The organism is Streptomyces sp. NPDC104309 (genome assembly GCF_055584025.1).
Genome location: NZ_JBVJMV010000001.1, coordinates 195,552 through 220,602, shown reverse-complemented (window position 1 = coordinate 220,602; position 25,051 = coordinate 195,552). Strand labels below are relative to the sequence as shown.

The 25,051-nt window shown below is 71.6% G+C and carries 18 protein-coding genes; 9 read left to right on the top strand and 9 right to left on the bottom strand.

The features are described from left to right. Positions 1-117 precede the first annotated feature (117 nt). From ACZ68L_RS00965 to ACZ68L_RS00945, 5 genes are read left to right on the top strand one after another with little or no spacing between them, the layout of a single operon-like run. The gene (locus ACZ68L_RS00965) at positions 118-3,753 is read left to right on the top strand and encodes a DUF4132 domain-containing protein (protein ID WP_469573088.1); all 3,636 of its coding nucleotides are present in this window, start codon (positions 118-120) and stop codon (positions 3,751-3,753) included. Then, a complete protein-coding gene (locus tag ACZ68L_RS00960) occupies positions 3,750-4,886 on the top strand; it encodes an ATP-binding protein (RefSeq protein WP_469573085.1) in 1,137 nt (378 codons plus the stop codon). The genes ACZ68L_RS00965 and ACZ68L_RS00960 overlap by 4 nt, the downstream gene beginning before the upstream one ends. Beyond that, a complete protein-coding gene (locus tag ACZ68L_RS00955; RefSeq protein WP_469573083.1) occupies positions 4,886-7,228 on the top strand; it encodes a DUF5682 family protein in 2,343 nt (780 codons plus the stop codon). Before ACZ68L_RS00960 ends, ACZ68L_RS00955 begins: the two co-directional genes overlap by 1 nt. Beyond that, on the top strand, positions 7,225-8,430 hold the full coding sequence (locus ACZ68L_RS00950) for a VWA domain-containing protein (RefSeq protein WP_469573081.1): 1,206 nt from the start codon (positions 7,225-7,227) through the stop codon (positions 8,428-8,430). Before ACZ68L_RS00955 ends, ACZ68L_RS00950 begins: the two co-directional genes overlap by 4 nt. Further along, positions 8,427-10,451 (top strand): hypothetical protein, encoded by a 2,025-nt coding sequence (locus ACZ68L_RS00945; protein WP_469573080.1) that lies wholly within the window; start codon positions 8,427-8,429, stop codon positions 10,449-10,451. Before ACZ68L_RS00950 ends, ACZ68L_RS00945 begins: the two co-directional genes overlap by 4 nt. On the opposite strand, the gene ACZ68L_RS00940 is transcribed toward ACZ68L_RS00945, so the two are convergent. From ACZ68L_RS00940 to ACZ68L_RS00915, 6 genes are all read right to left on the bottom strand, one after another. Beyond that, the gene (locus ACZ68L_RS00940; RefSeq protein ID WP_469573078.1) at positions 10,433-11,779 is read right to left on the bottom strand and encodes a 6-phospho-beta-glucosidase; all 1,347 of its coding nucleotides are present in this window, start codon (positions 11,777-11,779) and stop codon (positions 10,433-10,435) included. The two genes, ACZ68L_RS00945 and ACZ68L_RS00940, sit on opposite strands and share 19 nt — an antisense overlap. A 176-nt stretch (positions 11,780-11,955) precedes the next feature. Further along, positions 11,956-13,521 (bottom strand): cytochrome P450, encoded by a 1,566-nt coding sequence (locus ACZ68L_RS00935; protein WP_469573076.1) that lies wholly within the window; start codon positions 13,519-13,521, stop codon positions 11,956-11,958. Between the two features lie 65 nt (positions 13,522-13,586). Beyond that, complete coding sequence (locus ACZ68L_RS00930; protein WP_469573074.1) at positions 13,587-14,201, bottom strand: GTP-binding protein; 615 nt, start codon at positions 14,199-14,201, stop codon at positions 13,587-13,589. Then, positions 14,182-14,553: a DUF742 domain-containing protein gene (locus ACZ68L_RS00925; RefSeq protein ID WP_469573072.1), complete on the bottom strand. Its 372-nt coding sequence runs from the start codon at positions 14,551-14,553 to the stop codon at positions 14,182-14,184. Before ACZ68L_RS00925 ends, ACZ68L_RS00930 begins: the two co-directional genes overlap by 20 nt. Next, complete coding sequence (locus ACZ68L_RS00920; RefSeq protein WP_093896207.1) at positions 14,550-14,957, bottom strand: roadblock/LC7 domain-containing protein; 408 nt, start codon at positions 14,955-14,957, stop codon at positions 14,550-14,552. The genes ACZ68L_RS00925 and ACZ68L_RS00920 overlap by 4 nt, the downstream gene beginning before the upstream one ends. Then, positions 14,954-16,573 carry a sensor histidine kinase gene (locus ACZ68L_RS00915; protein WP_469573070.1) on the bottom strand — a complete coding sequence of 540 codons (1,620 nt, stop codon included), beginning with the start codon at positions 16,571-16,573 and terminating at the stop codon, positions 14,954-14,956. Before ACZ68L_RS00915 ends, ACZ68L_RS00920 begins: the two co-directional genes overlap by 4 nt. A 651-nt stretch (positions 16,574-17,224) precedes the next feature. Between ACZ68L_RS00915 and ACZ68L_RS00910 the strand changes: the two genes are divergently transcribed. Further along, a complete protein-coding gene (locus ACZ68L_RS00910; protein ID WP_469573068.1) occupies positions 17,225-17,989 on the top strand; it encodes an IclR family transcriptional regulator in 765 nt (254 codons plus the stop codon). Between the two features lie 298 nt (positions 17,990-18,287). Next, positions 18,288-19,043, top strand: a complete 756-nt coding sequence (locus ACZ68L_RS00905; RefSeq protein WP_469573067.1) for a DUF4344 domain-containing metallopeptidase — start codon at positions 18,288-18,290, stop codon at positions 19,041-19,043. A gap of 99 nt (positions 19,044-19,142) precedes the next feature. Here the strand turns inward: ACZ68L_RS00905 and ACZ68L_RS00900 are convergent, their stop codons facing one another. After that, positions 19,143-20,876 (bottom strand): trypsin-like serine peptidase, encoded by a 1,734-nt coding sequence (locus ACZ68L_RS00900; RefSeq protein ID WP_469573065.1) that lies wholly within the window; start codon positions 20,874-20,876, stop codon positions 19,143-19,145. A 574-nt stretch (positions 20,877-21,450) separates the two neighbouring features. Here ACZ68L_RS00900 and ACZ68L_RS00895 point away from each other — a divergent pair. Next, positions 21,451-22,140 carry a hypothetical protein gene (locus ACZ68L_RS00895; RefSeq protein WP_469573062.1) on the top strand — a complete coding sequence of 230 codons (690 nt, stop codon included), beginning with the start codon at positions 21,451-21,453 and terminating at the stop codon, positions 22,138-22,140. Positions 22,141-22,224: 84 nt separating this feature from the next. Continuing rightward, entirely contained in the window at positions 22,225-22,452 is a 228-nt protein-coding gene (locus ACZ68L_RS00890; protein ID WP_469573059.1) for a hypothetical protein, read from the top strand. 221 nt (positions 22,453-22,673) lie between these two features. On the opposite strand, the gene ACZ68L_RS00885 is transcribed toward ACZ68L_RS00890, so the two are convergent. After that, complete coding sequence (locus ACZ68L_RS00885) at positions 22,674-23,180, bottom strand: MarR family winged helix-turn-helix transcriptional regulator (protein WP_351085938.1); 507 nt, start codon at positions 23,178-23,180, stop codon at positions 22,674-22,676. Beyond that, positions 23,177-24,883, bottom strand: coding sequence for an FUSC family protein (locus ACZ68L_RS00880; protein ID WP_469573056.1), 1,707 nt, complete (start codon positions 24,881-24,883; stop codon positions 23,177-23,179). The genes ACZ68L_RS00885 and ACZ68L_RS00880 overlap by 4 nt, the downstream gene beginning before the upstream one ends. Positions 24,884-25,051: the final 168 nt, after the last annotated feature.

Below are 25,051 nucleotides of genomic sequence, written 5' to 3'. Positions count from 1 at the left end.
CTTCCCTCCCCGGGCAGCCCGCTCACGCTGCGTTGTCAGTGGTCCGTTCTACTGTGGCACCACTGATCGAAAAGCCCGCCGCAGCGCGGGCTGTCCGGGTGTGAAGGGGACGGGACCGTGCGCCGCTGGGAGTACGTCGAGGGCAGTGCGTCGAAGTTCTGGGAGACCGAGGCCGAGGGCGTCGTGGTGACGGTGCGCTACGGGCGGTGCGGGAGCGACGGGCGTACGCAGACGAAGGAGTACGCGTCGGCCGAGGCCGCGTCGGCGCAGGTCCGCAAGACGATCGCGGAGAAGGAGAAGAAGGGGTACCGCGAGGTGGGGGCGGCGGCCGAGGGCGCCGCGGAGGCGGTCACCGCGACCGCGCCGGGCGCGGCTCCGGACGCGGGCCCTTCGGCGCCACCCGGAGCCGAGGCCCTTGTCCTGCCCGACGAGGACACCTTCGTGCTCCCCGCCAACTGGCGGCGGACGCTCCACCCTCGGCGCGGTGGTGCACACCGGGTGCCCGGCAAGGTGCGGCGGGAGACGCTCGACAAGGTCGAGGCCCGGATCGCCGAAGAGACCACCTGGATCCAGGAGTTCGTGGACGCGCCACGTTCGGCTGCCGGGCCCGCCGACCACCTGCGGTCGCATGTGGCCGGAAGCCCCTCGACGGTGGGGGCGGCCGCTCTGGCAGCGGTCATCGGGCTCTATCCCGTGCCCCACTCCGCGTGGGCGGACCACTGGTGCGAGCGTTACGGTCTGCCGTTCGCCGCGCGGGCCGCGGTGGAGATGTTCTCGGTCGATGCCAACTGGCAGCAGAGCGGCAGCCGGCGGAGCGACCCCTGGCTTGAGACGCTGGCAGGGCCGCGCCACGCGTACTGGGCGAGGGATCGCCGACCGGCGATGGACCGGGTCCGCGCGCTGCTCGCCGCGGCCGACGAGGAGACGTACCGGCAGACGGTCGAGGTGCTGGCCGGATGCCGCACCGATGCCCTGCGCAAGATCATCGTCTCCTATCTGGTACCGAGTGAGACCGACTGGGTCGAGGACCTCTGCGCGGATCCCGGAGTGGGTGCGGAACGGGACCACACCCTGAGCGCTATGGTGTTCAGCTCTCTGAACTCGGCCGCCCAGATGGAGCGGTTCCCCCACCGGCCGGGCTTCACCGACGGCGTCGCGTTCATCGCGACGGTCGCCGAGGGCATCGGACCGGCCGTCGCCACCCCTCTGGCCGAATCCCTCGACGGCAACCACTACTACTCCGACAGGGTGAAGCTCGCCGCCAACTCCCTGGTGGAGCTTCCCACCGACGAGGCGTTCCTCGGCCTGCTGGCCCATGCGGACTCGAAGCACGTCCGTCCCGCTCTCCTCGACGCCATGCGCCGCTACCCCGTCCGTGCGGTGCGGCTCCTGGCCGCCGAGCTGCACGGCGATCCGGCCGCGTCGTCCGGCCGGACGGCACAACTGCTCCGCGGTCATATCGGCGCCCACCACGAGCTGGTCACGCTCGCACTCGGGGACCTGGACCCCGAGGTCGTGGCGGTCGTCGAGCCCCTGCTCAACCCCGAGGATCTGATCGCCGACGCGCCCGTGGACGCGCTGCCCGCCGTGCTGACGGCGCCGCCGTGGTCCCGGCCCCGCACCACGGTGAAGGAAGTGGTCGTGACAGGTCCGGCCGCCGTGTCCGAGCCCTCGCTGGAATGGCTGCCCGAGGAGCGGGCCGCGTGGGCGGCCACCTCCTCCTGGTACACGACCGACCGCGTCCAGAACGACTGGGAGAAGGACAGCGCGGCTCTGCGGCGCGAACTGAGTCTGGGCGATCTGCGGCCCGCCCGGGTCTTCGTCCACGGGCCCGAGGAGGTGGTCGCACCGCTCCTGCCCGCCTGGGATCCGACCGACCTGTGGGACGGCCTGGACACCCTCAAGCCGGTCGTCGCACGCTTCGGCCTCGCCGCGTTGCCGCTGCTGTTGCGCGCCGTGCCCCGGCAGCCCAGCGCGCTCGCCCCGCTGCTGCTCCCGTTCGTCGACGTGCAGGTCGCCCGGCACATGGCGGACTGGGCGGTACGGCTCAAGTCCACCGCGACGACGGCTCGTTCCTGGTTCACCCGGCACGGTGTCGCGGCCGCGCCGCTCCTGGTGCCGGACGCCGTGGGCAGGAAAGGCGCCGCACGGCGCGCCGCCGAGCAGGCACTGACGCTGATCGCCGCAGTGCACGGCGACGCCGTGGTGCGCGATGCCGCGCGGGTGTACGGGGCGCAGACGGAAGCCGCGATGGAGGTGCTGCTGTCCGCGGACCCGCTGGAGCGGGGGCTGCCCGCCAGGATGCCGGTGCTGCCGGGCTGGGCGGAGCCCGCGCTGCTGCCCCAGATCGTGGTCCGGTCCGGCGGTGCGCTGCCGGTGCAGTCGGTGCGCCATGTCCTGACGATGCTGGCGCTGTCGAAGCCCGGCGAGGCGTACCCGGGGATCGCCCAACTCGTGGAGGCGGCCGATGCCCCCTCGCTCGCCGGTTTCGCCTGGGCCCTGTTCGAGCAGTGGCAGCTGGCCAATCTGCCCGCGAAGGAGTCGTGGGCGCTGCACGCGCTGGGGCTGCTGGGCGACGACGAGACGGTCCGTCGGCTCACCCCCGTGATCCGGTCCTGGCCCGGTGATGGCGCGCACCACCGGGCCGTGGAGGGACTCGATGTACTGGCGTCCATCGGCACCGATGTCGCTCTCCTGCATCTGCACGGCATCTCGCAGCGAGTGAAGTTCAAGGCGCTCAAGGCACGGGCCCAGGAGAAGATCGCCGAGGTCGCCGCGGGGCTGGGGCTGACCGGGGAGCAGCTCTCCGACCGTCTGGTGCCGGACCTCGGCCTCGACGAGGACGGTTCGACGGTCGTGGACTACGGCCCCCGTTCGTTCACGGTCGGCTTCGACGAGCAGTTGCGGCCCTATGTGCTGGACGGTGACGGCAAGCGCCGCAAGGATGTGCCGCAGCCGGGCGCCCGGGACGACGCGGAACTCGCCCCGGCCGAGCGCAAGCGGTTCATGGCGCTCAAGAAGGACGTCCGGACGATCGCCTCCGACCAGGTGCGCCGGCTGGAGGCCGCGATGGTGTCCGGGCGTCCCTGGACGGCCCAGGAGTTCCAGGAGCTGTTCGTCGGTCATCCGCTGCTGTGGCATCTGGTGCGCCGGCTGGTGTGGCTGAGCAAGGCGGACGACGGTGTGCGCACCGCCTTCCGGGTCGCCGAGGACCGTACGTTCGCCGACGCCCAGGACGATGTCTTCGCCCTGGCCGACGACGCGACCGTGCGGCTCGCGCACCCGCTGGATCTCGGGGATGAACTGACCGTCTGGTCGGAGGTGTTCGCCGATTACGAGATCCTTCAGCCGTTCGCGCAGCTCGGGCGCGCCGTGTACGAACTGCCCGAGGAGGAGGGCGCGGGATACCGGCTCACCCGGTTCGAGGGGCTCAAGGTGCCGACCGGGAAGGTCCTCGGGCTGCAGCGGCGTGGCTGGGAGCGCGGGGCACCGCAGGACGCCGGAGTGGAGCGCTGGATCTCCAAGCGGCTGGCCGACGACTGTTATCTGGTCATCGCGCTGCACGAGGGCATCGCGGTCGGGGTGGTCGACATGTTCCCCGAGCAACTCCTCGAAACGGTCTGGCTCGACGGCCGGCCCGATGATCACTGGGCCAGTGGCGCCCACCCGCACCGATTCACCGATCTCGACGCGGTGACCGTGTCCGAACTCCTCGCCGACCTGACGGAACTGACCGAGGGCGTCGCCTCATGACCGTGCAGAGGGAGACACATGTCGAGACGCCGGACGGCGGCCCGGTCGCGGTGCAGCGCCCACCGGCCGAGGTGCGGTACGCCGAGGAGCTGGCCGCGCTGCGGTCCGACGACCGCGATCCGCGACCGCCGGGCTGGGAGCTGAGCCTGCGCGCGGCGCGCCGTTTCGTCATCGGCGACGCGGAGGCGGGAGTCAGCCGGAAGTTCGTCGGCCACCCCTCGCTGGTGGACCGGGCGCTGGTGACACTGGCGACGAGCCGCGGGCTGATGCTGGTCGGAGAGCCGGGTACCGCCAAGTCGCTGCTCTCCGAACTGATCGCGGCCGCCGTCAGCGGCGACTCGACGCTGACGGTGCAGGGCGGCGCGGCCACCACCGAGGACCAGATCAAGTACGGCTGGAACTACGCGCTGCTGGTCGCCGAGGGGCCCTCCACCCGCTCGCTGGTCCCGGCGCCGATGCTGCGTGGCATGGCCGAGGGCAGGCTCGTACGGTTCGAGGAGATCACCCGCTGTCCGCTGGAGGTGCAGGACTCGCTGCTGTCGCTGCTCTCCGAACGGGTAGTGGCCATCCCCGAGCTCACCGGACCGGACGGCATGGTCTTCGCGCGGCAGGGCTTCAACGTCATCGCCACGGCCAACACCCGGGACCGGGGAGTCAACGAGATGAGCGCGGCGCTCAAGCGGCGGTTCAATTTCGAGACGGTGTTCCCGATCCCCGACCTGGACACCGAACTGGCGCTCGTCGAGGCGGAGGTGACGACGCTGCTGCGACGTTCGGGAGTGGAGCCACCGCCGGACCGCGATGTGCTGGAGGTCCTGGTCGGTACGTTCCGCGAGCTGCGCGCGGGGGCCGGTGAGAAGGGCGGGCCGGGTGGCGGCGCGGGCGCTCCTTCAGCGGTGATGAGCACCGCGGAGGCCGTCTCGGTCGCCCATGCGGTGGGCGTGCGCGGCTGGTTCCTGCGCGGCGAGCCGGGCAGTGTCGCCGATGTCGTGGCCTGTCTGGCCGGGACGGCGGCGAAGGACAGCCCGGAGGACCTGGCCAGGCTGCGCCGCTATCTGGAGCAGCAGGTGCCGCGTCGTCGCGGTCCGGTGTGGCAGGCCCTGTACGACGCACGCCATCTGCTGGCGGACTGATGCCGGCGCTGTTCCTGGGGGTGCGTCACCACTCCCCCGCCTGCGCACGGCTCGTCGAGCGGATCGTCGAGGAGCTTCGGCCGGCCCATGTGCTGATCGAGGGTCCTGCCGAGATGAACGGACGGCTGGACGAGCTGCTGCTCGGCCACGACCTGCCGGTCGCGGTGTTCAGTCACTACCGCGACGGGGAGCGGGCCGCGACGTCCTGGGCGCCGCTCTGCGACTACTCTCCGGAGTGGGTCGCTCTGCGGGCGGGACGGGCGGCCGGTGCCGAGGTCCGCTTCATCGATCTGCCGGCCTGGCATCCCGCGTTCGCCGAGCGCACCAACCGCTATGCCGACGCGGAGGTCCGCTACGCGGAGGCGACGGAGCGGCTGTGCCGGCAGTTCGCGGTGGATTCCTCCGACGCGCTCTGGGACCGGCTGTTCGAGGTCGAGCCCGAGGACGGTCTCGCAGCACAGCTCGATGCGTACTTCGCGCTGGTGCGCGGCGACGCGCAGGCCGACGCGGGCGACCGGGCGCGCGAGACGTACATGGCGGCATGGGTGCGGACGGCGGTCGCCGTGGCCGGGGACCGGCCGGTGCTGGTGGTGACCGGCGGTTTCCACCAGCCCGCGCTCCGTGCGCTCACCGCGTCCGGTGAGGAGGCCGGCGACGGCTGGGGGCGGGGCGCCGACGGATGGCCGGAGGTGCCCGCCCCACCGGACGGGGCCCTGGCGGGGAGTTTCCTCGTGCCGTACTCCTTCCGGCAGTTGGACGCCTTTACCGGCTACCAGTCGGGGATGCCGTCGCCGGGCTACTACCAGGAGCTGTGGGAGGCGGGCCCCGAGGCCGCGGCGGACGGTCTGCTGCGCATGGTCGTCGAACGGCTGCGGGCACGCCGGTTCCCGGTGTCCACCGCCGATCTGATCGCCGCGCGGAGCCTGGCACAGGGACTCACGGCGCTGCGCGGCCACCCGCGCCCTGCCAGGATCGATGTCCTGGACGGTCTCGCGGGCGCGCTGATCACGGACGACCTGGACCACCCGCTCCCGTGGACGAGCCGGGGCGTGCTGCCGGGCGGAGCCCATCCCGCCGTGGTCGAGATGGTGGCCGCCTGCCGTGGCGACCGCACCGGGCGCCTCCACCCCGGCACCCCTGCGCCGCCGCTGGTTCACGACGTGGCGGCTCAGCTCGCCGGGCTGGCGCTGGACGGCGGCCCCGGGACCTCGTACCGCCTCGATCTCACGGACGCCGCCGCGCTGGAGCGCAGCCGGGTGCTGCACCGGCTGCGGGTGCTGGGGGTTCCCGGTCACGGGAGGACTGCGGGCCCCGAGCACGGAAACGACCCGGTCTTCACCGAACGATGGGAGTCGCAGTCCGCCTCGGGGCGCGAGGCGGCGCTGGTGGAGGCGGGGGCGTACGGCGCGACCCTGGCGGAGGCCGCGGCCGCCGCGCTCGCCGAGCGGACCCACGATGCCACGGCCGAGGCCGATGAGCTGGCGCGGGCGCTGTTCGACGCCGTGCTGTGCGGGATGGAGGGGTTCTCCGAGCAGTTCCTCGGAGAACTCGCCTCCCGGGTGGGCGGGTTGAAGAACGTCGGTGCGCTCGGGGAGATCCTCTCCACAGCCCTGGGGCTGTGGCGGCACGACCGGGTGTTCGGGGTGGCGCACGGTCCGCTGCTCGCCGCGGTGATCGACGGGGCGGCGACGCGGCTGCTGTGGCTTCTGGAGGGGACACGCGGTGGGCGGGGCGTGGACTTCCCCCGTCTGCGGGCCGTGGTCGCGGCGCGGGACGCGGTGCTGCACGCGCCCGAGGTGCTCTCCGTCCGGCCGGAGACGGTGTGCGCGATCGCGTGGCGGATCAGTGGCGACCCGGAGGCGCCGGTCGATCTGCGCGGCGCCGCGTTCGGACTGCACCGGACCCTGACGCGGCACCCGGGCACCTCCGGGGATCCGGCCGAGGCGGTGCGTCCCGTGGCGAAGGCCGGCGCGGACGCGCTCGGCGACTGGCTTGCCGGGCTGTTCGCGCTCGCCCGCGACGAGCTGACGGGCGCCGTGGGACACGGGAGCGGGGACGGTGGCGCGGAGTCGCTGATCGATGTGCTGGACAGCCTGGTGTGTGCGCTGCCCGACGACGCGTTCCTGTCGGGTCTGCCCGCGCTGCGTCAGGCCTTCGCGTTCTTCCCGCCGCGCGAACGTGAACGGATCGCCGGTCGGCTGTTGGAACGGCGCGGGGTGCGCGGCTCCACGCGTTCCCTGCTGCGGACCGCCGCGGACCCGCTGCTGATCGCCCGTGCCCGTGATCTGGAGGAGTCCGTGTCGCGGCTGCTGGCCCGTTATGACCTGGGAGCCACCCCATGACCCTGCCCGAACACGTACCCGACCCGGCGCCCGCGCCCGGGAAGAGCCGCGAGACCGCGCCCGAAGCCGCTCCCGACGAGGGGCTGGAGCGCTGGCGACTGGTCCTCGGTTCCGCCGCCGAACAGCACACCGGACCGCTGGGACCGGGCAACGCGGGCCGGGACGCCGCACTCGACTGGCTCTACGGCCGCGACCCCGACCTCGCCCGACGCGGCGTGCGCCGCACCGGTACCGCCCCGCGCACGGGTGGTGACGGCCCGTCCGCCGTGACCGCGGTCGACTGGCTCGACGACGTCCATCGACTCTTCCCGAAGGAGACCATCGAGCGCCTGGAGCGGGACGCCGTCGAGCGGTACGGCATCCAGGAGATCGTGACCGACCCCGCCGTACTGGAACGGGTCGAGCCGAGCCCGACCCTGCTGCGAGCCCTGCTGCGCACCAAGCACCTGATGAACCCGCAGGTGCTGCGGCTGGCCCGGCGTATCGTCGAGTCGGTGGTGAAACAGCTCCTGGCCAGGCTCCGGCCGGAGATCCGCCGGGCCTTCCACGGCACCCGCTCCCGCAGGCCCAGCCGGGTGGCGGTGGCGAGGGACTTCGACTTCCGGCAGACCGTACGGGCCAACCTCGCCCATTACCAGCCGGCCGAGCGACGTCTTCTCATCGAGCGCGCCCACTTCCACTCCCGTACGCAGCGCCATGTGACGCAGTGGCAGCTGATCCTGCTGGTCGACCAGTCGGGCTCGATGGCCGGATCGGTCATCCACTCCGCGGTGACCGCCGCGTGTCTGTGGGGCCTGCCCGGTCTCAAGACGCACCTGATCGCCTTCGACACCCAGGTGGTGGACCTGACCTCCGATGTGACCGACCCGGTGGAGCTGCTGATGCGGGTGCAACTGGGCGGGGGCACCGACATCGCGCGGGCCGTGGAGTACGGCGCGGGTCTGGTGGAGAATCCGCGGCGCACGATCGTCGCGCTGGTCACCGACTTCTACGAGGGCGGTGACCCCTACCGGCTGTTGCGCACGGTGCGGGCGCTGGTGGAGCAGGGCAGCACCGTGCTGGGGCTGGCCGCGCTCGACGAGGACGCCAACCCCGACTACGACCGTCAGCTGGCCGGGCGGCTCGCCGCGGCCGGGGCGCACATCGGGGCGATGACACCGGGCCGCCTCGCCGAGTTCGTCGCCGGAAGGCTGGGCCGATGACCGGGACGCCGGGCGACACCACGCGCCCCGATCTGCTCGCCCTCACCCCGGACACGCTCGCGGCGCTGGCCAACCGGGGGCTGGTCAAGCGAGCCACGAAGGAATTGGACACGGGCACGGCGCCCGCTCTCACGACGGACCCGGACGCCACGGTGCGGGCCCGTTTCGAGGACGGCACCACCACCGCGCTGCCGCCCGGTACCGGTCTGGACGACGGCGACTGCAGTTGCGCCGCACCGGGCATATGCCGCCATCTCATCGCCCTGGTACTGGCCTACCAGCGCGGGGACGGGGTCGCGTCGGCCGGTGCCGCTCCCCTCACCGACTGGTCCCCGGGCGGCAGCGACGACGCGGCCCTCTCGGAAGCCGTGGGCGCCCGTCCGCTCGCCGCGGCCCGCCGTACCTTCGAGCGGGGTTACGCCGCCGTGGTGCACCGCCCGTCCCCGGAGCACCCCGAGCCTCGGGTCGAACTCCCCACCTGCTCGGTACGCTTCCCGGTCCCCGAGGAGATCGCGTACGCGCTGACGGACGCGGCCGCCGCGCTGCGCGGCGAGGCGGTGGCTCTCGCGGTCTGGGCGTTCCGGGCCGCCGACGCGGCGGGGAGCGACGGGCTCACCGTCCCCGTGCGGGTCGGCGGGCGCGCCACGGCACCGCCGACGGCCGGGCCCGCGCTCGACGCGGCCGTCGAGCTGGCGGACGAACTGCTGGCGGAGGGCGTGGCCCATGTCGGCCCGGTCCTCGGCGGAGCCCTGGCACGGGCCGGTGCCGGGCTGGCCACCGCGTCGATGCACTGGCCGGCTGGCGCGCTCGCCGAGTTGACGGACCAGCTCACGGCATACGCCGACCGCAATGCCCACTACCGCCCGGAGCTGGTCGCCGCCCTGCTCACCGAAGTCCATGCCCGGCGGCGCGCCGCCGCACTCCCCGGCGTGCTGGGCACCCGCGAGGCCGGCGACACCCCGCTGCGCCGGGTCCGGCTCGTCTCGCTCGGCTGCCGTGTGCACGGCACGCCGCAGTCCCTGGTCTCCGAGGTGTATTTCGCCCATCCCGGCGCGGGCACCGTCCTCGTCCTCCGCAAGGCCTGGACGGCCGCCGAGGGCCAGGAACTGACCGGCCACCGGCTGTCCACCCGCCGCGTCCTCGCCACGCCGCTGGGTTCCCTGGCCGCCGGGAGCCTGGTCAGCGAGAGCGTACGGCGCACGGCGAGCCGCGCGCTGACGATCTCCCGCGGCCGGCTCGGCACGACGACCATCACCCCCGTCGGTGCCGCCTGGGCGGAGCTGCCGGAACCCTTGCTCGTACGGGACCTGTCCGCGCTGACCGCGGGCTGGGAGGGGAGGCCGCCCCGGATGATCCGTCCGAGGGTCGAGGCGGAGTCGGTCCATGTCGTCGCGCTGTCGGCGGTGGAGAGCGTCGGTTACGACCCCGCCGAGCAGCGCCTCGAAGCCGTCGTGCGCGACGCCTCGGGGACCACCGCGCTGGTGACGTCGCGGTACCGGCCGGAGTGCCCCGGTGCGTTGGACGCCCTGGCCGATGCGCTGGAGGGCGGCGCCACGCATGTCAGCGGTGCGGTGCACCGCACCGGCGGTGGGATCGGGATCGACCCGATGGCGGTGCTCACCCCGGGCGGAGTGGTCGTGCCCGATCTCGCCGCCGGTGACGGTTCGGCGGCCCTGGCGGCGGCGGTGCGTCGCCCGTCCGATCCGCTGTCGGCGGTGCTGGACGAGGCGATGTCCGCCATGTCGGCCGTGCCGCACTCCGGGCTGCGCCGTCTGACGGGCCCTGCCCGCTCCCGTATCGACGAGGCGGCGACGGCGCTCTCGCGCACCGGTCTGACCCGTGCCGCGACGTTGTTGCGCGTCTTCCTCGACACGCTGGACGGCGCAGCCGCGCTGGACGGGGAGGGCCTCACCGGCCCCTCAGGTGCCTGGCTGGACGCCCAGCTCCACCTCCTGGTCAGCAGTGAAGTACGGTCCTCTCAGACCGACTTCACCGACGGCCCTCAGGGCCGGTTCAGATAGGCGAGGCCGGGATGCACCTTCATGTACCCGTCGAGGAGACGTCCGGCCACCGTCACCGAGTCGACCAGCGGGTGGAGCGCAAAGGCCTTCACGGCGGCGGCGCGCGAGCCGCTGTCCGCCGCGTCCAGCACCGCGCGTTCGACGGCCTTGACCGCGGTGACCAGTCCGACGGCGTGGTACGGAAGCGGGTCGACGGCGACGGGACGGGCGCCGTTGGCGTCGACCAGGCACGGCACCTCGATGACGGCGTCCGCGTCGAGCACGGAGAGCGTCGTGCGGTTGCGGACGTTGAGGATCAGCGAGGTCCGTTCGTTCCGGGCGACGGCCCGCATGAGGGCGAGCGCCACCTTCTCGTAGCCACCGGACTCCAGATCGCTCTCGTCCCGCTCGCCGACCCCGGCGACCTCCCGGTTCTCCGACATGTAGGTGGCTTCGCGTTCGGCGCGGGTACGGTCCCAGGACCGCAGAGCGGGGGCGGCCGGGTCCTTCATCCGGGCGTAGAAACCCTCCTGCTGTTCGCGGAGGAAGGCACCGCGGGTCTGCTCGGCCTCCTGGTAGGCGCGTACGGCTTCCCGGTTGAAGTAGTAGTAGTGCAGGTACTCGTTGGGGACGGCGCCGAGCGACCGCAGCCAGTCGGCTCCGAAGAGCCGGCCCTCCTCGAAGGAGCCGAGCAGGACCGGGTCCGCCAGCAGGCGCGGGAGTTCGTCCCGGCCGTCGACGTGCAGTGCGCGGACCCAGCCCAGGTGGTTGAGGCCGACGTAGTCGATCCGGGCCCGGTCGGGGTCGGCGCCCAGCACTCCGGCGATGCGGCGGCCGAGGCCCACCGGGGAGTCGCAGATGCCGATGACCCGGTCGCCCAGGTGGCGGGACATGGCCTCGGTGACCAGGCCTGCCGGGTTGGTGAAGTTGATGACCCAGGCCTGCGGGGCGAGCCGGGCGATGCGCTGCGCGAGGTCGACGGCGACGGGTACGGTGCGCAGCCCGTACGCGATGCCGCCCGCCCCGACCGTCTCCTGGCCGAGCACACCTTCGTCGAGGGCGACCCTTTCGTCGGCGGCCCGGCCTTCGAGGCCGCCGACGCGGATCGCCGAGAAGACGAAGTCGGCGCCACGCAGTGCCTCGTCGAGCTCGGTGGTGGCGGTGACGGCGGGAGCGTCGGGCACGTTCTCGGCCTGTTCGCCGAGCACCCGGGCGACGGCGGTGAGCCGGTCGGCGTCGGTGTCGTAGAGGGTGACCGCGGACACGCGGCCCTCGGCGCGATCGGCGAGCAGTGCTCCGTACACGAGGGGAACCCGGAATCCGCCGCCGCCCAGAATTGTCAGCTTCACGCTTCCGCATGGTACGGGGACCGGGCGGGACGGGGTCCGAGCGACTCCGCACGGCCGACTCCGCACGGCCGATTCCGCCGGACGTCCACGGCGGCCGGCCCGGTGGCCGCGGGCCGTTGGGCCACGGCCACCGGGCCACTGGTCGGTCCCGTCCGCGCACCGATGGGCGAGTCGGGTCAGTCGCCACTCCACCAGCGCGAGACGGCACGCCACAGCCTCGCCGGTGCGGTTCTGCCGCGCTGCTGCGGGATCCGGCCGGCGGCGGACGGCTCGGCGGAGGTGTCCCCGGACCTGTCGGTGGCCGTCGCCGTGGACATCGCTCGGGTCGTGGCGGGGGCCGGGGCCGGACCGGGTGCGCGTCCGGGCGTAGGGGCGGTGTGCCGGACCGTCGACTGCACCTCCCGGTCCTGCCGCTGCGGGTTCAACCTCCCCATGGACGGCGGTTCCTTGTCGTCCTGCGGCAGGCGCGCGGCGAAGTCCGCCGGAAGCTCCACCAGATGCCGGCTCATGATGTTCCCGATCCACCTCAGTTCGCTCTCGTCGACGGCGAGTTCGAGGTCGGGGAGCCGCATCAGCAGGGCATCGACGCCGACATCCGCGATGGCGCGTCCGATGTCCTGCCCGGGGCATTCATGGGGGCCGCCGCTGAACGCGAGGTGGGCCCGGTTGCCCGCCATGTCGGCGCCCAGGTCGGGCCGGACCACCGGATCGCTGTTGGCCGGTGCGATGCCCACGATCAGGGCGTCGCCCGCCTTGATCCGCTTGCCGCCCAGTTCCGTGTCGCCGACCGCCCAGCGGCCGAAGACCGCGGTGAACGGCGGCTCGTCCCACAGCGTCTGCTCGACCGCCTCCGGCACCGTCATGTGGCCGCCGCTGAGCCTGGCGCGGAAGCGGGGGTCGGTGAGCACCATGCGCAGGACGTTGGCGATCAGGTTGGCGGTCGACTCGTAGGCGGCGATGAGGAGCAGCCGCAGATGCTCACTGACCTCCTGGTCGTTCAACGCCGCAGGATGCTCGACGAGCCAGGTGGCGAAGTCGTCCGCCGGTTCGCGGCGGCGGCGCCGGACGAGCCGGGTCAGCGCTTCGAGGACATAGGCGTTGCTCGCGACGGCGGTCGCCGTGCCCCGGGTCATGTCTCGGGCGGCTTGGACCATCCGGTCGTTGTACTCCTCGGGCATGCCGAGGATCGCGCACATCACCATCATCGGCAGCCGCTCGGCGAACTGACTGACCAGGTCGACGCGGCCTTCCTGGCAGAAGTCGTTGACGAGCCGGTTGCTGTAGCGGTTGACGTGGCGGCGCACCCCGCGGGTGTCGATGCGGCCCATGCTGTCGGTGACCGCGCCGCGCTGGCGTTCATGGGTGGCTCCGTCGGCGAAGACACAGATCGGCTGCCAGGTGAAGATCGGTGCCAGCGGGTGGTCGGGGGCGACGGTGCCGTCCTGCAGGGCCCGCCACCGCCGGGAGTCGCGGGAGAACTGCGAGGGGGTACGGGTCATGTGCAGGTTCTCGCTGTGCCCGAGGACCAGCCAGGCGGGCACGTCACCGTGCAGCAGTACGGGGGCCACGGTGCCGTGCTCGGCGCGCAGTCTGTCGTACAGCCCGTTGGGGTCGCGCTCGGCCTCCGGGCCGTAGAACCGGCGCACACCGCCGCGGCCGGTACCGAGACCGTGGGCCGGGCACTCCGGGGGCGGAACCGGCCCCTGGGCCGCTCCGGACTCGTAGGGGAATGGGGTTGTCACGATCACTCCAGGATGAGGATTCCAAGGACCAGACGGATGGGACGCGCGGGGGGTGTGTACTGCGGTCAGGCGAGCGGCAGGGCCAGACTGTGCAGATAGCGCATCAGGGTCATCAGTACGTCTCGGCTGGAGGCGCGCAGCCGGGCGTCGCAGTCGATCACCGGAACCTCTTCGGGGAGGTCCAGGGCGCTGCGGAGCGCCTCGACAGGGTGTTTCGGCGCGTCGGGAAAGGTGTTGACGGCGACGACGAACGGCACGCCGCGCTCCTCCAGCCGTCCGATGACGTCGAAGCTGACTTCGAGGCGGCGGGTGTCGATGAGAACCACCGCGCCGAGGGCGCCTTCGAACAGGCCGTTCCACAGGAACCAGAACCGTTCCTGGCCCGGGGTGCCGAACAGATAGAGGATCAGTTCCTCACTGACGGAGATCCGGCCGAAGTCCATGGCGACGGTGGTGGCGGTCTTGCTCTCCACCCCGAAGTTGTCGTCCACGCCGACACCGGCCTGGGTCATGGTCTCTTCGGTGGTCAGCGGCCGGATCTCGCTGACGGATCCGACCATGGTCGTCTTGCCGACCCCGAACCCGCCGACGATCACGATCTTCACCGCGGCGGTCGCCGTGGTGGGTAGGACGTCCTCGCGCCGGGGGCCGGTGATCGTGTCAGAGTTTCTGAAGTCCATGCATCACCGCTTCGAGAAGGGACCTGTCCGGGAGAGTGGCGCGGACGATGGGCGCGCGCGATTCGATGAGTTCGGTCGCGAGGAGTTCCGTGAGGAGCGACGTCACCACGCTGAAGGGCAGACCTAAGTACGCCGAGACCTCGGCGACGGATAACGGCGCCTGGCAGAGCCTCAGGATGACCGCCTGCTCGGGCTGGACCGTCGGCGACGGCTGGGCCTTCGCGACGACCATCGTGACCAGGTCGAGCGGCGCCCGCTCGCTGCCGTCGGGATCGCCGGTGATCACGTACAGCCGTTCCGGATCGCTCAGCGCCGGATCGGCTTCTCGGCGTTCTCGTCGGGGAGAGTTCATCCGGCCTGCCCGTCGTGGCGGGGCGGACTCGTCAGATGGGCACCGATCCTGACGACCATGTCCCGCATCCGTGACCCGACGAGCCCCGCGTCGACCGTCTCACCGGCCAGGACCGCGAGGTACGCACCGGTTCCGGCGGCCATCAAGTAGAAGAACCCGCCGGTGACTTCGATGACGACCAGCCGCATGAGGCCGTCGCTGTACGGGATCTCGGAGGCGACAGCGGCGGCCAGGCTCTGCAGTCCGGCACAGGCCGCCGCGAGGCGGTCGGCGACATCGGGGTCGCCGCCGTGCCGGGCGATGCGCAGACCGTCGGCGGAGAGCACCACGATCTGATGGATGTCCGGCACGTCGTCGGCCAGTTCCTTGAGCATCCAGTCCATGTTTCCCCGCTGCTGGATCACTTCAGGTCTCCCTTGTCCCACGCGTCATCAGAGTCTTCGTCGGTCTTCGGCTCCTGCGGCACCCCGTTGACGGCGTTGGTGAAGGCTTCCAGCCAGAGGCCCGGGGGCTGCTCCTTGCCGCCGTCGTGCCCCTGGCCGTGGCCGGCGGGGTGGCCGTTGGTGTAGCCGTTGCGCTGTCCTGCGCCGGGGGCGGCGTGCTGTGCGGGAAGGTTGTGCGAGCCCAGGGGCGCACGACCGCGGCTGCGGCGTTGCGGGAGCCCGCCCGCGGTCCACTCGGTCACCACGGGGACGTCGTCCTCCATGGCTGCCGCGGGGAGTACCGGCCGGGTGACGGGTGCGACCGGTCCGGTGGCGGGACGCTCGGCCACGGGGCGGGGCTTGCGACGTGCGGGCACGACGTGCTTCATCGCCTCCTGGTCGATGTCGCTGGTCGGCCTCGACGTGGCGCCGATGCCGTGGGCGATGCCGGGAGCGGGTCCGGTGGTGATCATGGCGCGGGGCACGATGAGTACGGCACGGACGCCGCCGTACGCGGACTGCCGCAGCGAGACCTGGAGGTCGTACATCCGCGAGAGCCGTCCGACGACGGCCATGCCGAGACGCGGGGACTCGCCGAGGTCGTTCATGCTGGAGCCGGCCTGGGCCCTGGCCAGCATGTTCTCGGCCCGCGCGCGGGCCTCCTCACTGAGCGAGACGCCGCCGTCCTCGATCTCGATGGCGATGCCGGTCTGCACCTCGACGGCGGTGACGTGCACCCGGGTCTGCGGCGGGGAGTAGCGCGTGGCGTTGTCGAGGAGTTCGGCGCAGGCGTGGATGAGCGGTTCGACGGCCGTGCCGATGATGGCGACCTTGGCGATCGAGTGCAGATCGACCCGTGGGTACTCCAGGATCCGCGACATGGCGCCGCGCAGGACGCTGAACAGCGGTACGGGCTTCGGCCACTGCCGGCTGGGCCGGGCGCCGCCGAGCACCGCGATGGAGTCGGCGAGCCGGCCGATCAGCGCGGTGCCGTGGTCGATGCGGAGCAGGTCGTCGAAGACGTCGGGGTTGCGCCCGTGGTGCTCCTCCATCTCCCGCAGCTCGCTCGCCTGTCGGTGGACGATCGCCTGGACGCGCCGGGCGACGTTGACGAAGGCGCGCTGCGCGGAGTCGCGCATCGCCTCTTCGTCGTCGATGATGTTCAGCACCGTGTAGACGAGGGTGCGCTGGGCATCGGGCAGGTCGCGGTACAGCTCGTCCGCGTCCACCACGTCCCGGAGCACCTCTTCGGGAGAATTACCCACGCGCAGCCGGTGGATGGCGGCCGGCAGGAGCTCCTTGCTGATCCGTACGGTCTCGTCGTCGTGGGTGGCGATGCGCCGTTCCAGGTCGGCGAAGCGCCGTTCGTAGACCGCGCGCTGGGTACGCAGACCGCGCGCCCTGCGGGCGAGTTGAACGGTGAGTGCGACGACCACGACGGCGGCGAGCGCGCCGCACCAGACGACTGGTATCCGCGCGGCCGGGGAGACCAGTGCCACCGCGGCTGCGGTGGCTCCGCCCGTCAGCAGCACGGGCAGCAACATGGCACGAACGACGGGGATTCCTCGTTCGATCGGCGGTGATTCAACACGAACCATCTAAAACCTCTGGCGGTTGATTCTGGGAGGTATACGCGCGTACGAGACACTTGGGCACAAGCGCTCGAATTCATATCAACTCGACTGCGCTGCGCGTGAGCTTAGTCAGATCGAATCAGTGCTTCGGCACATTCACCCAACCCCCTGCGCGAGCGATCCCGCGGTTATACACTCACGAGTTTTTGCACGCACAGCCTCCACACATGCACAAGGAGTAACGATCAAGAGGGATGGGCGACCAGGACCCTCTTCCGTACCGCAGAGAGGTACGTGGCCACAGCCACTCACCGGGGCCGCTTCATCCACCTCTCACCTGGAGAGAGCCGAAACCCAGCAGAATCTGGCAGATCAGCACCAAGCGTTACTTATTCCATCCAGCAGGATGTCCCGCAGAACGGAACACGCGCACATGCGATCGAAGCAGATCGAAAGGCGCACATTCATGACTGAGGCGCGGGTGCACGGCAAGGTCGTGTGGGTGACGCGGCGCGGCTCATCGCCTCCCGCGTTCCGCCGCGGACCCGCGCACCGGTGCCGCCCACGGCACCTTCGACAGCCGCACCGCGATCCGGGCCGTCACCCCGGATCATGTGCGGGTACGTCCCGTCGCGGGGCGCACCGCAAGCGCAGAGGAAGAAGAACGGACACACCATGGAGCCGACGCGGGACTACACCATCGAATCGCTGGACACCGGGCTCAGGATGATGCAGCTGTTCCTCACCCACGACACTCTGACGGTCTCGCAGGCCGCCGGGCTCCTCTCCGTCGGCCGGTCCACCGCCCACCGGGTGCTCAGCACCCTGGAGGGGCGTGGCTTCGCGACCCGGGACTCCTCCGGCCGCGGCTATGCGGCCGGTCCCGAGCTGGTACGGCTCGGCCGCCCGGCGGGTTTCGGCACGGCCGTCCGCGAACGGCTCGGGGCCGTGCTGGACGACGCGGTGCGCCGCACCGGCGAGACCGTGCAGAGTGCGGCGCTGATCGGCGACCGGATCGTCATCACCGACGGCCGGGAGTCGCCGCATCCGGTGCGGGTCGTGCTGGAGAGCTGCCGCACGTACCCCGTCCACGCCACCTCGGGCGGCAAGCTGCTGCTCTCCCGCATGACGACGGAACAGGTCCACGCCCTCTGCCCGCAGGAGGAGCTGTCGGCGCTCACGCCGAACACCCTCACCTCACGGTCCGCCCTGCTCACGGAGCTCGACGGGATCCGTGCGCGCGGATACGCGCTCAGCCGCGGGGAGTCGGTCCCGGGCGTGAACACCGTCGCCGTCCCGCTGGCCGGGGCGATCTGGCGGGACCGGATCGCCCTGATGGCATCCTCACCTGTCGACCGCGGTGACGACGAGGCGCTCGTCCGCCGCGCCGAAGAACTGCTCCGCTCCGCCGCGCTGTTGGGCGCGGTCCGACTTCAGTGATCCTCCGGCGCCCCGGACCCGCGGCGATCACCCGACGCCCGGAGTCACGCCGATCTCGTGTCGCAGCCGATCGGTACGGGCGGTCCGCCGCCCGCCGGCCCGGTGGAGCCGCCGTGGTCCGTGCGCCGGTCGCGGCCGTGCGCCCACCCTGGGATTTGTCGATCCCTTCGCAGCCGACACCGATACTGGCCGTTCCGTCGGTCCCCGACGCCGGGGCAGGATGGTGGTGACGGCGATATGCGGGGAAGCGGGTGGGGTGATGCGGTCGGCGGGCCGGTTCGGCGCGTGCCTCGGGGGGATGGTGCTGGTAGCGGTCGCCGGTGTGTCCGGCTGCCAGAAGCCGGATGTCTCCCGTACCGAGGCGGAAGGTTCGGCCATCGCGATCCGGTACGAGGCACCGACGGGCTCCGACCGGGACGACGCCGCGTTCCTGCGAAGGCAGAAGGTGGTGGAGGAGGCCGCGTCGGCGATCGCCGCTCTGGTCACGGTGGACCGCCCGATATCCGTCGGCGTGGTCTCGTGTGATGGCGAAGGGTCCTCCTACGACCCTGAGCTCACCCGCGTGGAGGTCTGCTACGACGAAGTCTCCGAAACGCGGGAGCTTTTCCGGCGGGCCGGACCCCGGCAGGCGGACGACGACGTGGCGGCCGTCATGCTGGAAACGCTGTTCCACGAGACGGCGCACGCCCTGGTGGACGTCTTCGAACTGCGCGTGCACGGCCGGGAAGAGGATTTCGCCGACCAGTTCGCCGCCCTGATGCTGCTGCGCAAGGGCGCCTCCGGCGAACAGCAGTTGCTCGCGGCTGCCGAGGCCTGGCACCTGTCCGAGGTCACGAACGAGGATGTCGACGGCGGGCCCGACGAGCACTCCTCGGACGGTCGGCGTGCAGTCAACCACCGCTGCTACGTCTACGGCGCCGCTTCCGGCCGCCACCGGGGCTTGGTGGGCCCGGACGCCCTGCCCGCCGAGCGGGCGAAGGGGTGCGCCAAGGAATGGAACGCCGTACGCGCCTCGTGGATGACAGTACTCTCACCGCACCTGCGGGAGGGCTGAAACCCTCCGTACGCACCCGACGCGGCAGTCGTCCTCGACAGCACGCGAACGGGCCCGTACGGGGTGATCCGTACGGGCCCGGCGATCACTGACCGGCCGTCATCGCTGCGGGTGTACGCGGACGACGCGCGGCTTGCCGTGCGGGCCGGTGCTTCCCTCGGGGATTCCCACAGTGCCGCGGAGGAGCGGGAGCTCAGCGGCGAGAAGGGCGGTGGTGCCCGGAGTGACCAGGGTGTATTCCTTGCCCAGGCCGCCTTGGTCGGTGTCTATGTAGTTGGACACCTCGCCGTCGGTCCACACCACGATCAGGTCGTCCTGCCAGCCGTTGTCGGTGAACTCGCCGGCGGTGATCAGTTTGGCGTGGTCGGCCCAGAGGCTGTTGGGCGCTCTGATCTGGGTCTCCTTGTGAAGCCCCAGGTTGTCGACGTCCGTGTAGAGGGTGACTTCGCCGTCGACCCAGCGGACCATGAGGTCGTAGACCTCGGTCGAGGTGCTGCCGTCGAAATCGCCGCCGGTGATCACGGTGGCGTTCTTCCAGGTGGCGTTGGGCTTCGCCAGCTGGGTTTCGCCGTGGAATCCCTTCTCGTCCACGTCGGTGTAGAGGGTGACTTCGCCGTCCGACCAGCGGACGATCAGGTCGTCGGGCCACTTGTTGCCCGCGTACCGGCCGGTGGCCAGACCAAGCGCGTGCTTCCACGTGGCGTTGGGCTTCGCGAGCTGGATCTCCTGGCTGAGCTTCCCCTGCTCGGACACGTCCTTGTAGAGGGTGACTTCGCCGTCGGACCAGCGCACCAGAAGGTCGTAGAGGTCGGAGCCCGTGTAGTCGCCCGCGGTGATGGCTTCGGCGTGCTTCCAGGTCTCGTTGGGGCCGATCAGCTTGACTTCCTTCTCGAAGTCCCCATCCCCGTCTCCGATGTAGAGCGTGACTTCGCCGTCGGACCAGCGGACCACCATGTCGCTGCTGGTGTAGTCGGCAGGCGTGGTGGTGAAGTATCCGGACGCGATCTGGGTGGCGTGCTTCCACGTGCTGGCGGCGCCGAGTACCCCACCGGTCTGAGGCTTGTCACCGCGCACCGCCGAGTCGTACAGGGCCTTGATGTCCTTGCCGAAGTACGAGCTGTAGGACGTGTCGTCAGTGGCTCCGCCGGTCTTGTATCCGCCGATCACGCCGACGACGTCACCGGTCTTGGTCGTCGCGTCGAAGTTCGCGATGAACGGACCGCCGGAGGAGCCGCCGCTGTATCCATCGCAGTCGATCCGCAGGTAGGAGCCCGGCCAGCCGGAGAACGATTCCTTCCGGGTGGTGCTGGTGCAGGTGCGGGGCGGGGGATTCGCGCCGGGATACGCGACCAGGTGCACGTCCTTGTGGTCGTACCCGGCGTCGGTTCTCAGTCGGTTGCCTCCAACAGTGTCCTCGACCTGGCGGTTGTCCTTGCCCGGTCCGACCTCAAGGAAGGCCACGTCATACTGCGCGTAGGCCTGCTTGTCGGTCGCGTAACGCCGGTCCATCCATACCCGCGACCGCCCGCCTTCACGCTTGACGGAGAACAGGCCGTAGGGGGCGACGAGTTTCCCGGCGCTGTCCTTCTGGAGCTTGGGGGCAAAGGCGAGCTGGTTGGCGCTCTCCCGGCCGGTCAGGCAGTGCGCGGCCGTGAGCACGATGTTGTGCTTCGGGCTGGAGACGACACTGGCACTGCAGAAGTAGACGCCGCTGCCCTCGACACGGAACAGGGTTCCGGCTACCGGCAACCCCTCGAAACGCTCACTGGCCGTCCGCGGGGAAGGGGCCGTGTCGGGCTTGTCGCTGCCCGGCCAGGGCTTCGCCGCGGCCATGCGTTCGGGTGTGAGGTACGCCGTGGCGTCGGCGGAGGACCAGCGGTCGAGGTCCGGAACCGGCGTCGGTTCCTCCGGCGCCGGCTCGGAAGGCGACGCGGAAGCGCCAGGCTCGGAAGGGATGGCCGCGGACGTCGCGGGCGCAGAGGTGGCAGGTCCGGAGGCGGACCTGTCGGTCGGCGTCTCCTGCCGGCTCGGGGCGGAAGGGCTGCCGACAGGCAGTGGTGCGACAGCGGGCGACGCCGTGGGTGAGGGGGACACTCTCGCCGTGGCCGGCGGGTCTGCCGGGTCGGCGGCAGCGGCGGTGACACTGAAGACGCAGATCGCTGTGAGGCATGCGCCGATCCCCAGGGACCGGAGCGCGGAACGTATTCGCATGAGGTGCAGAAGTGCCTTTCGCTGGGCCGGGCGGACCGGAGACGTATCCCGGAACGTCCGGATGGGGATGTGATCGAGACGTGCGATCGGAAGGCGGCAGGCCGACTGAACCTGTGATACTGCCTAAATGATCACCACGCGCTATCGAACATTCGCACGCATACGAGGTGTATGGGCAGTGGTTTCCCTGCTCGGCGTGTCTGCCTGCACGGCTTCTTCCGGTGGCCCTTCCGGCGGGCCCTCCCATGCTCCCGCCGGCGCGGTCGGGAACGGCGGCGGATACACACTGACCGTCGAGAACGCGGGCGCTCGCTGTGCGTACGCCACGGTCAAGGTCCGTACCGCAGGCGGTGGTTCGGCCGGCGGGCGGCCCGGAGTGATCTACTCGAAGGCGTTCAGCGGCGGCAAGGTGTCTCTGTCAGACACGAGTTACGGCACTGACGGGACGGCGACCCCGCTCCCTGAAGGTGAGTGGGAGGGCCGCGCCTACATCTCCCGTCCTGTCGGCGACTACACGGCCGTGATGCGCAACGCGGGCGGTGAAGACATCGTCACCGCTGAGTTCAGCGTCACCAGGACCGCCGAGGAGAAGCAACGCGCCCCGTATCCCTACCTGGTGGAGCCGAGTCTCTTCTCGTCCGGCGAGGCCCACCCCGGCGAGCAGGTGGAGCTGACCGCGAGCGACGAGGGCCCCGACCCTGAGGAGAAGACGGTCTCCGCCTCCTCGGACGCCTTCGACGGACCGGCAAAGTTGACGTTCCGCGGCAAGGCCTACGAGGGGGAGACGACCATTCGGCAGGACGCGGGCCCCGGACGGTACGACGTGACGGTGCTGGACCACTTCGGCTGCGGCAGGATCACAGGGTCCGTCGAGGTCAGCGACTGAACCCCGGCTCGCGGACGCGCAGCGGGGGCGGGGGGGTCCGCCGGAGGCGTTGACGCCGGGGGTGCTGCCGTCGCAGTTCTCGCGGTGGACGGCAAGACCGTCCGCGGCTCCCACACCGCCGAGAAGACCGCGGCGGTCCTGCTCGCCGCGATGGACCACACCGGAACCGTCCTGGCCCAACACCGGATCGCCGACAAGAGCAGGGAGATCTCCTGGCCGCAGCCCTCCGTCAAGCTGCCCGCGACCACCGCCGCCCCTGAGCCGGCCTCGGCCTTACCTGACGAGACCGGACAAGATCACTTCGCGCAATGACCGCGTCCCGCATCGAGGCCGACCTGGTTCGCGAACGCGTCGCGGACCTCGCCCGGATGCTCGGCGCCCACATCAAGGTCGCCCTCCGATACAGAAAGGCATCCACTGACGACCGGGCCGTCTGCGCCGCCGATGCGAGTTCCGCGGCGCCTCCGGCCTGGGCCTGCGCCGACGCGCTTCGGGTCCGACCCCGGACCGTCCTGTCGGGCCCCGGTCCCGGTTCAGTGCCGGGCGCCGCCGATACGGCCCTCCAACTGCACCAGCAACTCGCTGAGCTGAGCGCTGAGTCGCGTACGGGACTGCTCGTCCAGACCGGACAGCACCGCGCGTTCGTAGGCCAGCTGCCGCGGCAGCAGCCGGTCGACCAGCTCACGGCCCTCCTCGGTCAGGCGGACATGGGCGACACGACGGTCGCGGTCGTCGCTGCGGCGATCGACCAGTCCGCGTTCCTGAAGGACCCGCAGGCGCTTGGTGACGGCGGCACCGGAGGAGAAGGTCTCCCTGGCCAGCTCGCCGGGGGTGAGCTCGCGGTCGGTACGGCGCACGGCACCGAGCAGGTCGAACTCGGCGCGGGTCAGACCGGCGGCTCGCAGGGGCGCGTCCTCCGCCTGCTGGAGCAGGGCCGCGCAGCGGTTGATGCGGCCGATGAGTTCCATCGGGCCGGTGTCCAGCTCCGGGTTGACGGCCTGCCACTGCCGTACCACCGAGGCGACGATGTCGTCGGTCACACCGCTCCGTTCTCCTGGGCGGAGGCGATCAGCCCCTGCCGTTTCGCTGTCGCCGCGAGCGTACGGTGTCCGGCCTGCTCGGCCGCGAGGACCTGCTCCTGGGGCAGGGCCCGCTGCCACCATTCGCCCGCCGCGATGTCGTCCGCCTCGCGCAGCTCGACGAGCGATCCCGTCAGCCTGCGCCGCGCGGCGTCGAGGGCGGTGGGCGTGGGCCGCGGTGCGGCGAGCGCGTGTACGGCGTGGGCGCGGGCCCGGTCGGTGGCGTCCAGCGCCATTTCGAGCCGTCCGGCGGCCCGCCGGTTGGTGACCAGCATGGCGGCGAGCATGCCCACCCCGGCGCCGATGAGGGTGTCCAGGACCCGGTCACCGATGAGTTCACCGGCCGGATGGGTGCCGCCGAACTCCAGGACCAGCAGGGCCATCGGGGTGACGGCGATGGAGCCCAGCCAGTAGTTGCGGGTGATCAGGGCCTCGGCCGCGAAACCGAAGAAGAGGCAGAAGCCGATGAGGGCCAGCGGCCCGGTGCGGCTGACCGGAAGGACCGCGGCGAAGACGAGGACGCCGATCAGATTGCCCAGGGTGCGCTGGAGAGCCCGGTTCCAGGACAAGGTCACATTGGCCTGGTAGAGGGAGGCCGCCGTGACGATCGCCCAGTAGGGGCGGCCGACGCCGACCGCCTGGGAGGCATATCCGGCCAGGGCGCAGCCGATGAGAGCGCGGGCGCCGATGGGCAGGAGCGGGGAGCCGGGGGCGAAGCCGCGCAGGAGCGCGCGGCGGGCGTCGCGGCGGCTTCCGGTGCCCCGGGCGGCCCGTTCGGCGTCGATGCCGAACAGCTCGTCGGACGTGCCCGGGGCGGGCGGCGGGGTGGGTACGGGACCGCGGGCGCGGGCCTGCCGGGCCCAGGCACGGAGCCGGTCGGGCTCAACGGCGGGGGCGGCCGAAGAGGTACCGAGGGCACCCCCGGCAAGCACGGCTTCGGCGTGGACGACGAGGCGTTCGAGCGCCGCTCGTGCGGGGGTGGGGCGCCCGGCGGCGAGCAGGGTCTGCCAGGCCGCGTGCACGGCGGTGACCGCGGCGCGCCGGGTGCGGTGACCGGGGGCGGCGGCGTAGGCCGCGGCCGCGTCGAGCGCGCGGGCCGTCGCCCGGCGCTCCGGGCCCTCCCTGCGGATCATCGCGGGACCCACCGTGACCAGCCAGGAGATCACGCCCGCCGCCAGCGTCAGCGCGAGGTGGCCGGGCACCTGAGCGAGGTGCTGCGGGGCGAAGAGCGCGGCCGACGTGACGAACGTGAAGATCACCGGTCCGGGCGGGCCGATGCGGGTGGCGTCGCACAGCGTCTTCTGCCCCGCCGCGAGCAGGGCGCCCACCGCGATCAGAACGGCGGTCGAGCCGGTGAGCGAGGCCGCGACCAGGGAGATCGCCATGCCGATGACCATGGAGACGACGACTCCGGCGACAGCTCGGGCACGGCGGACGTACGGCAGATTGTGGCCGTACAGCGCGCAGAGCGAACCGGCCATCGTGTACATCACGAGGTCGAGCCGGTCCATGGCGAACAGCACGAGATCCGGTATCGCGGTGGCGACGACGACACTCAGTGCCGGTTTGAACCACATGTCCGAGGGCCGGGCGAGGCGCAAGGGGGCTGCCAGCGGGAGTCTGCGGACGGAGGGCTGCCTGGACAGGATGGTTGTATCGCTCACTCAAATACCTTAGCAGGTATTACACCCGTAAAACAGTTCCTCCCCGCCCGCGCCCCCCGTCGCGGCACGGATGGCCGCCCCGGCCACGAGGACATAGCGTGCGACTGCACGAGGACATACCGACCGACGGACAGACATGCGCTCATGTTCCCGCGCGTCCACGGAGGA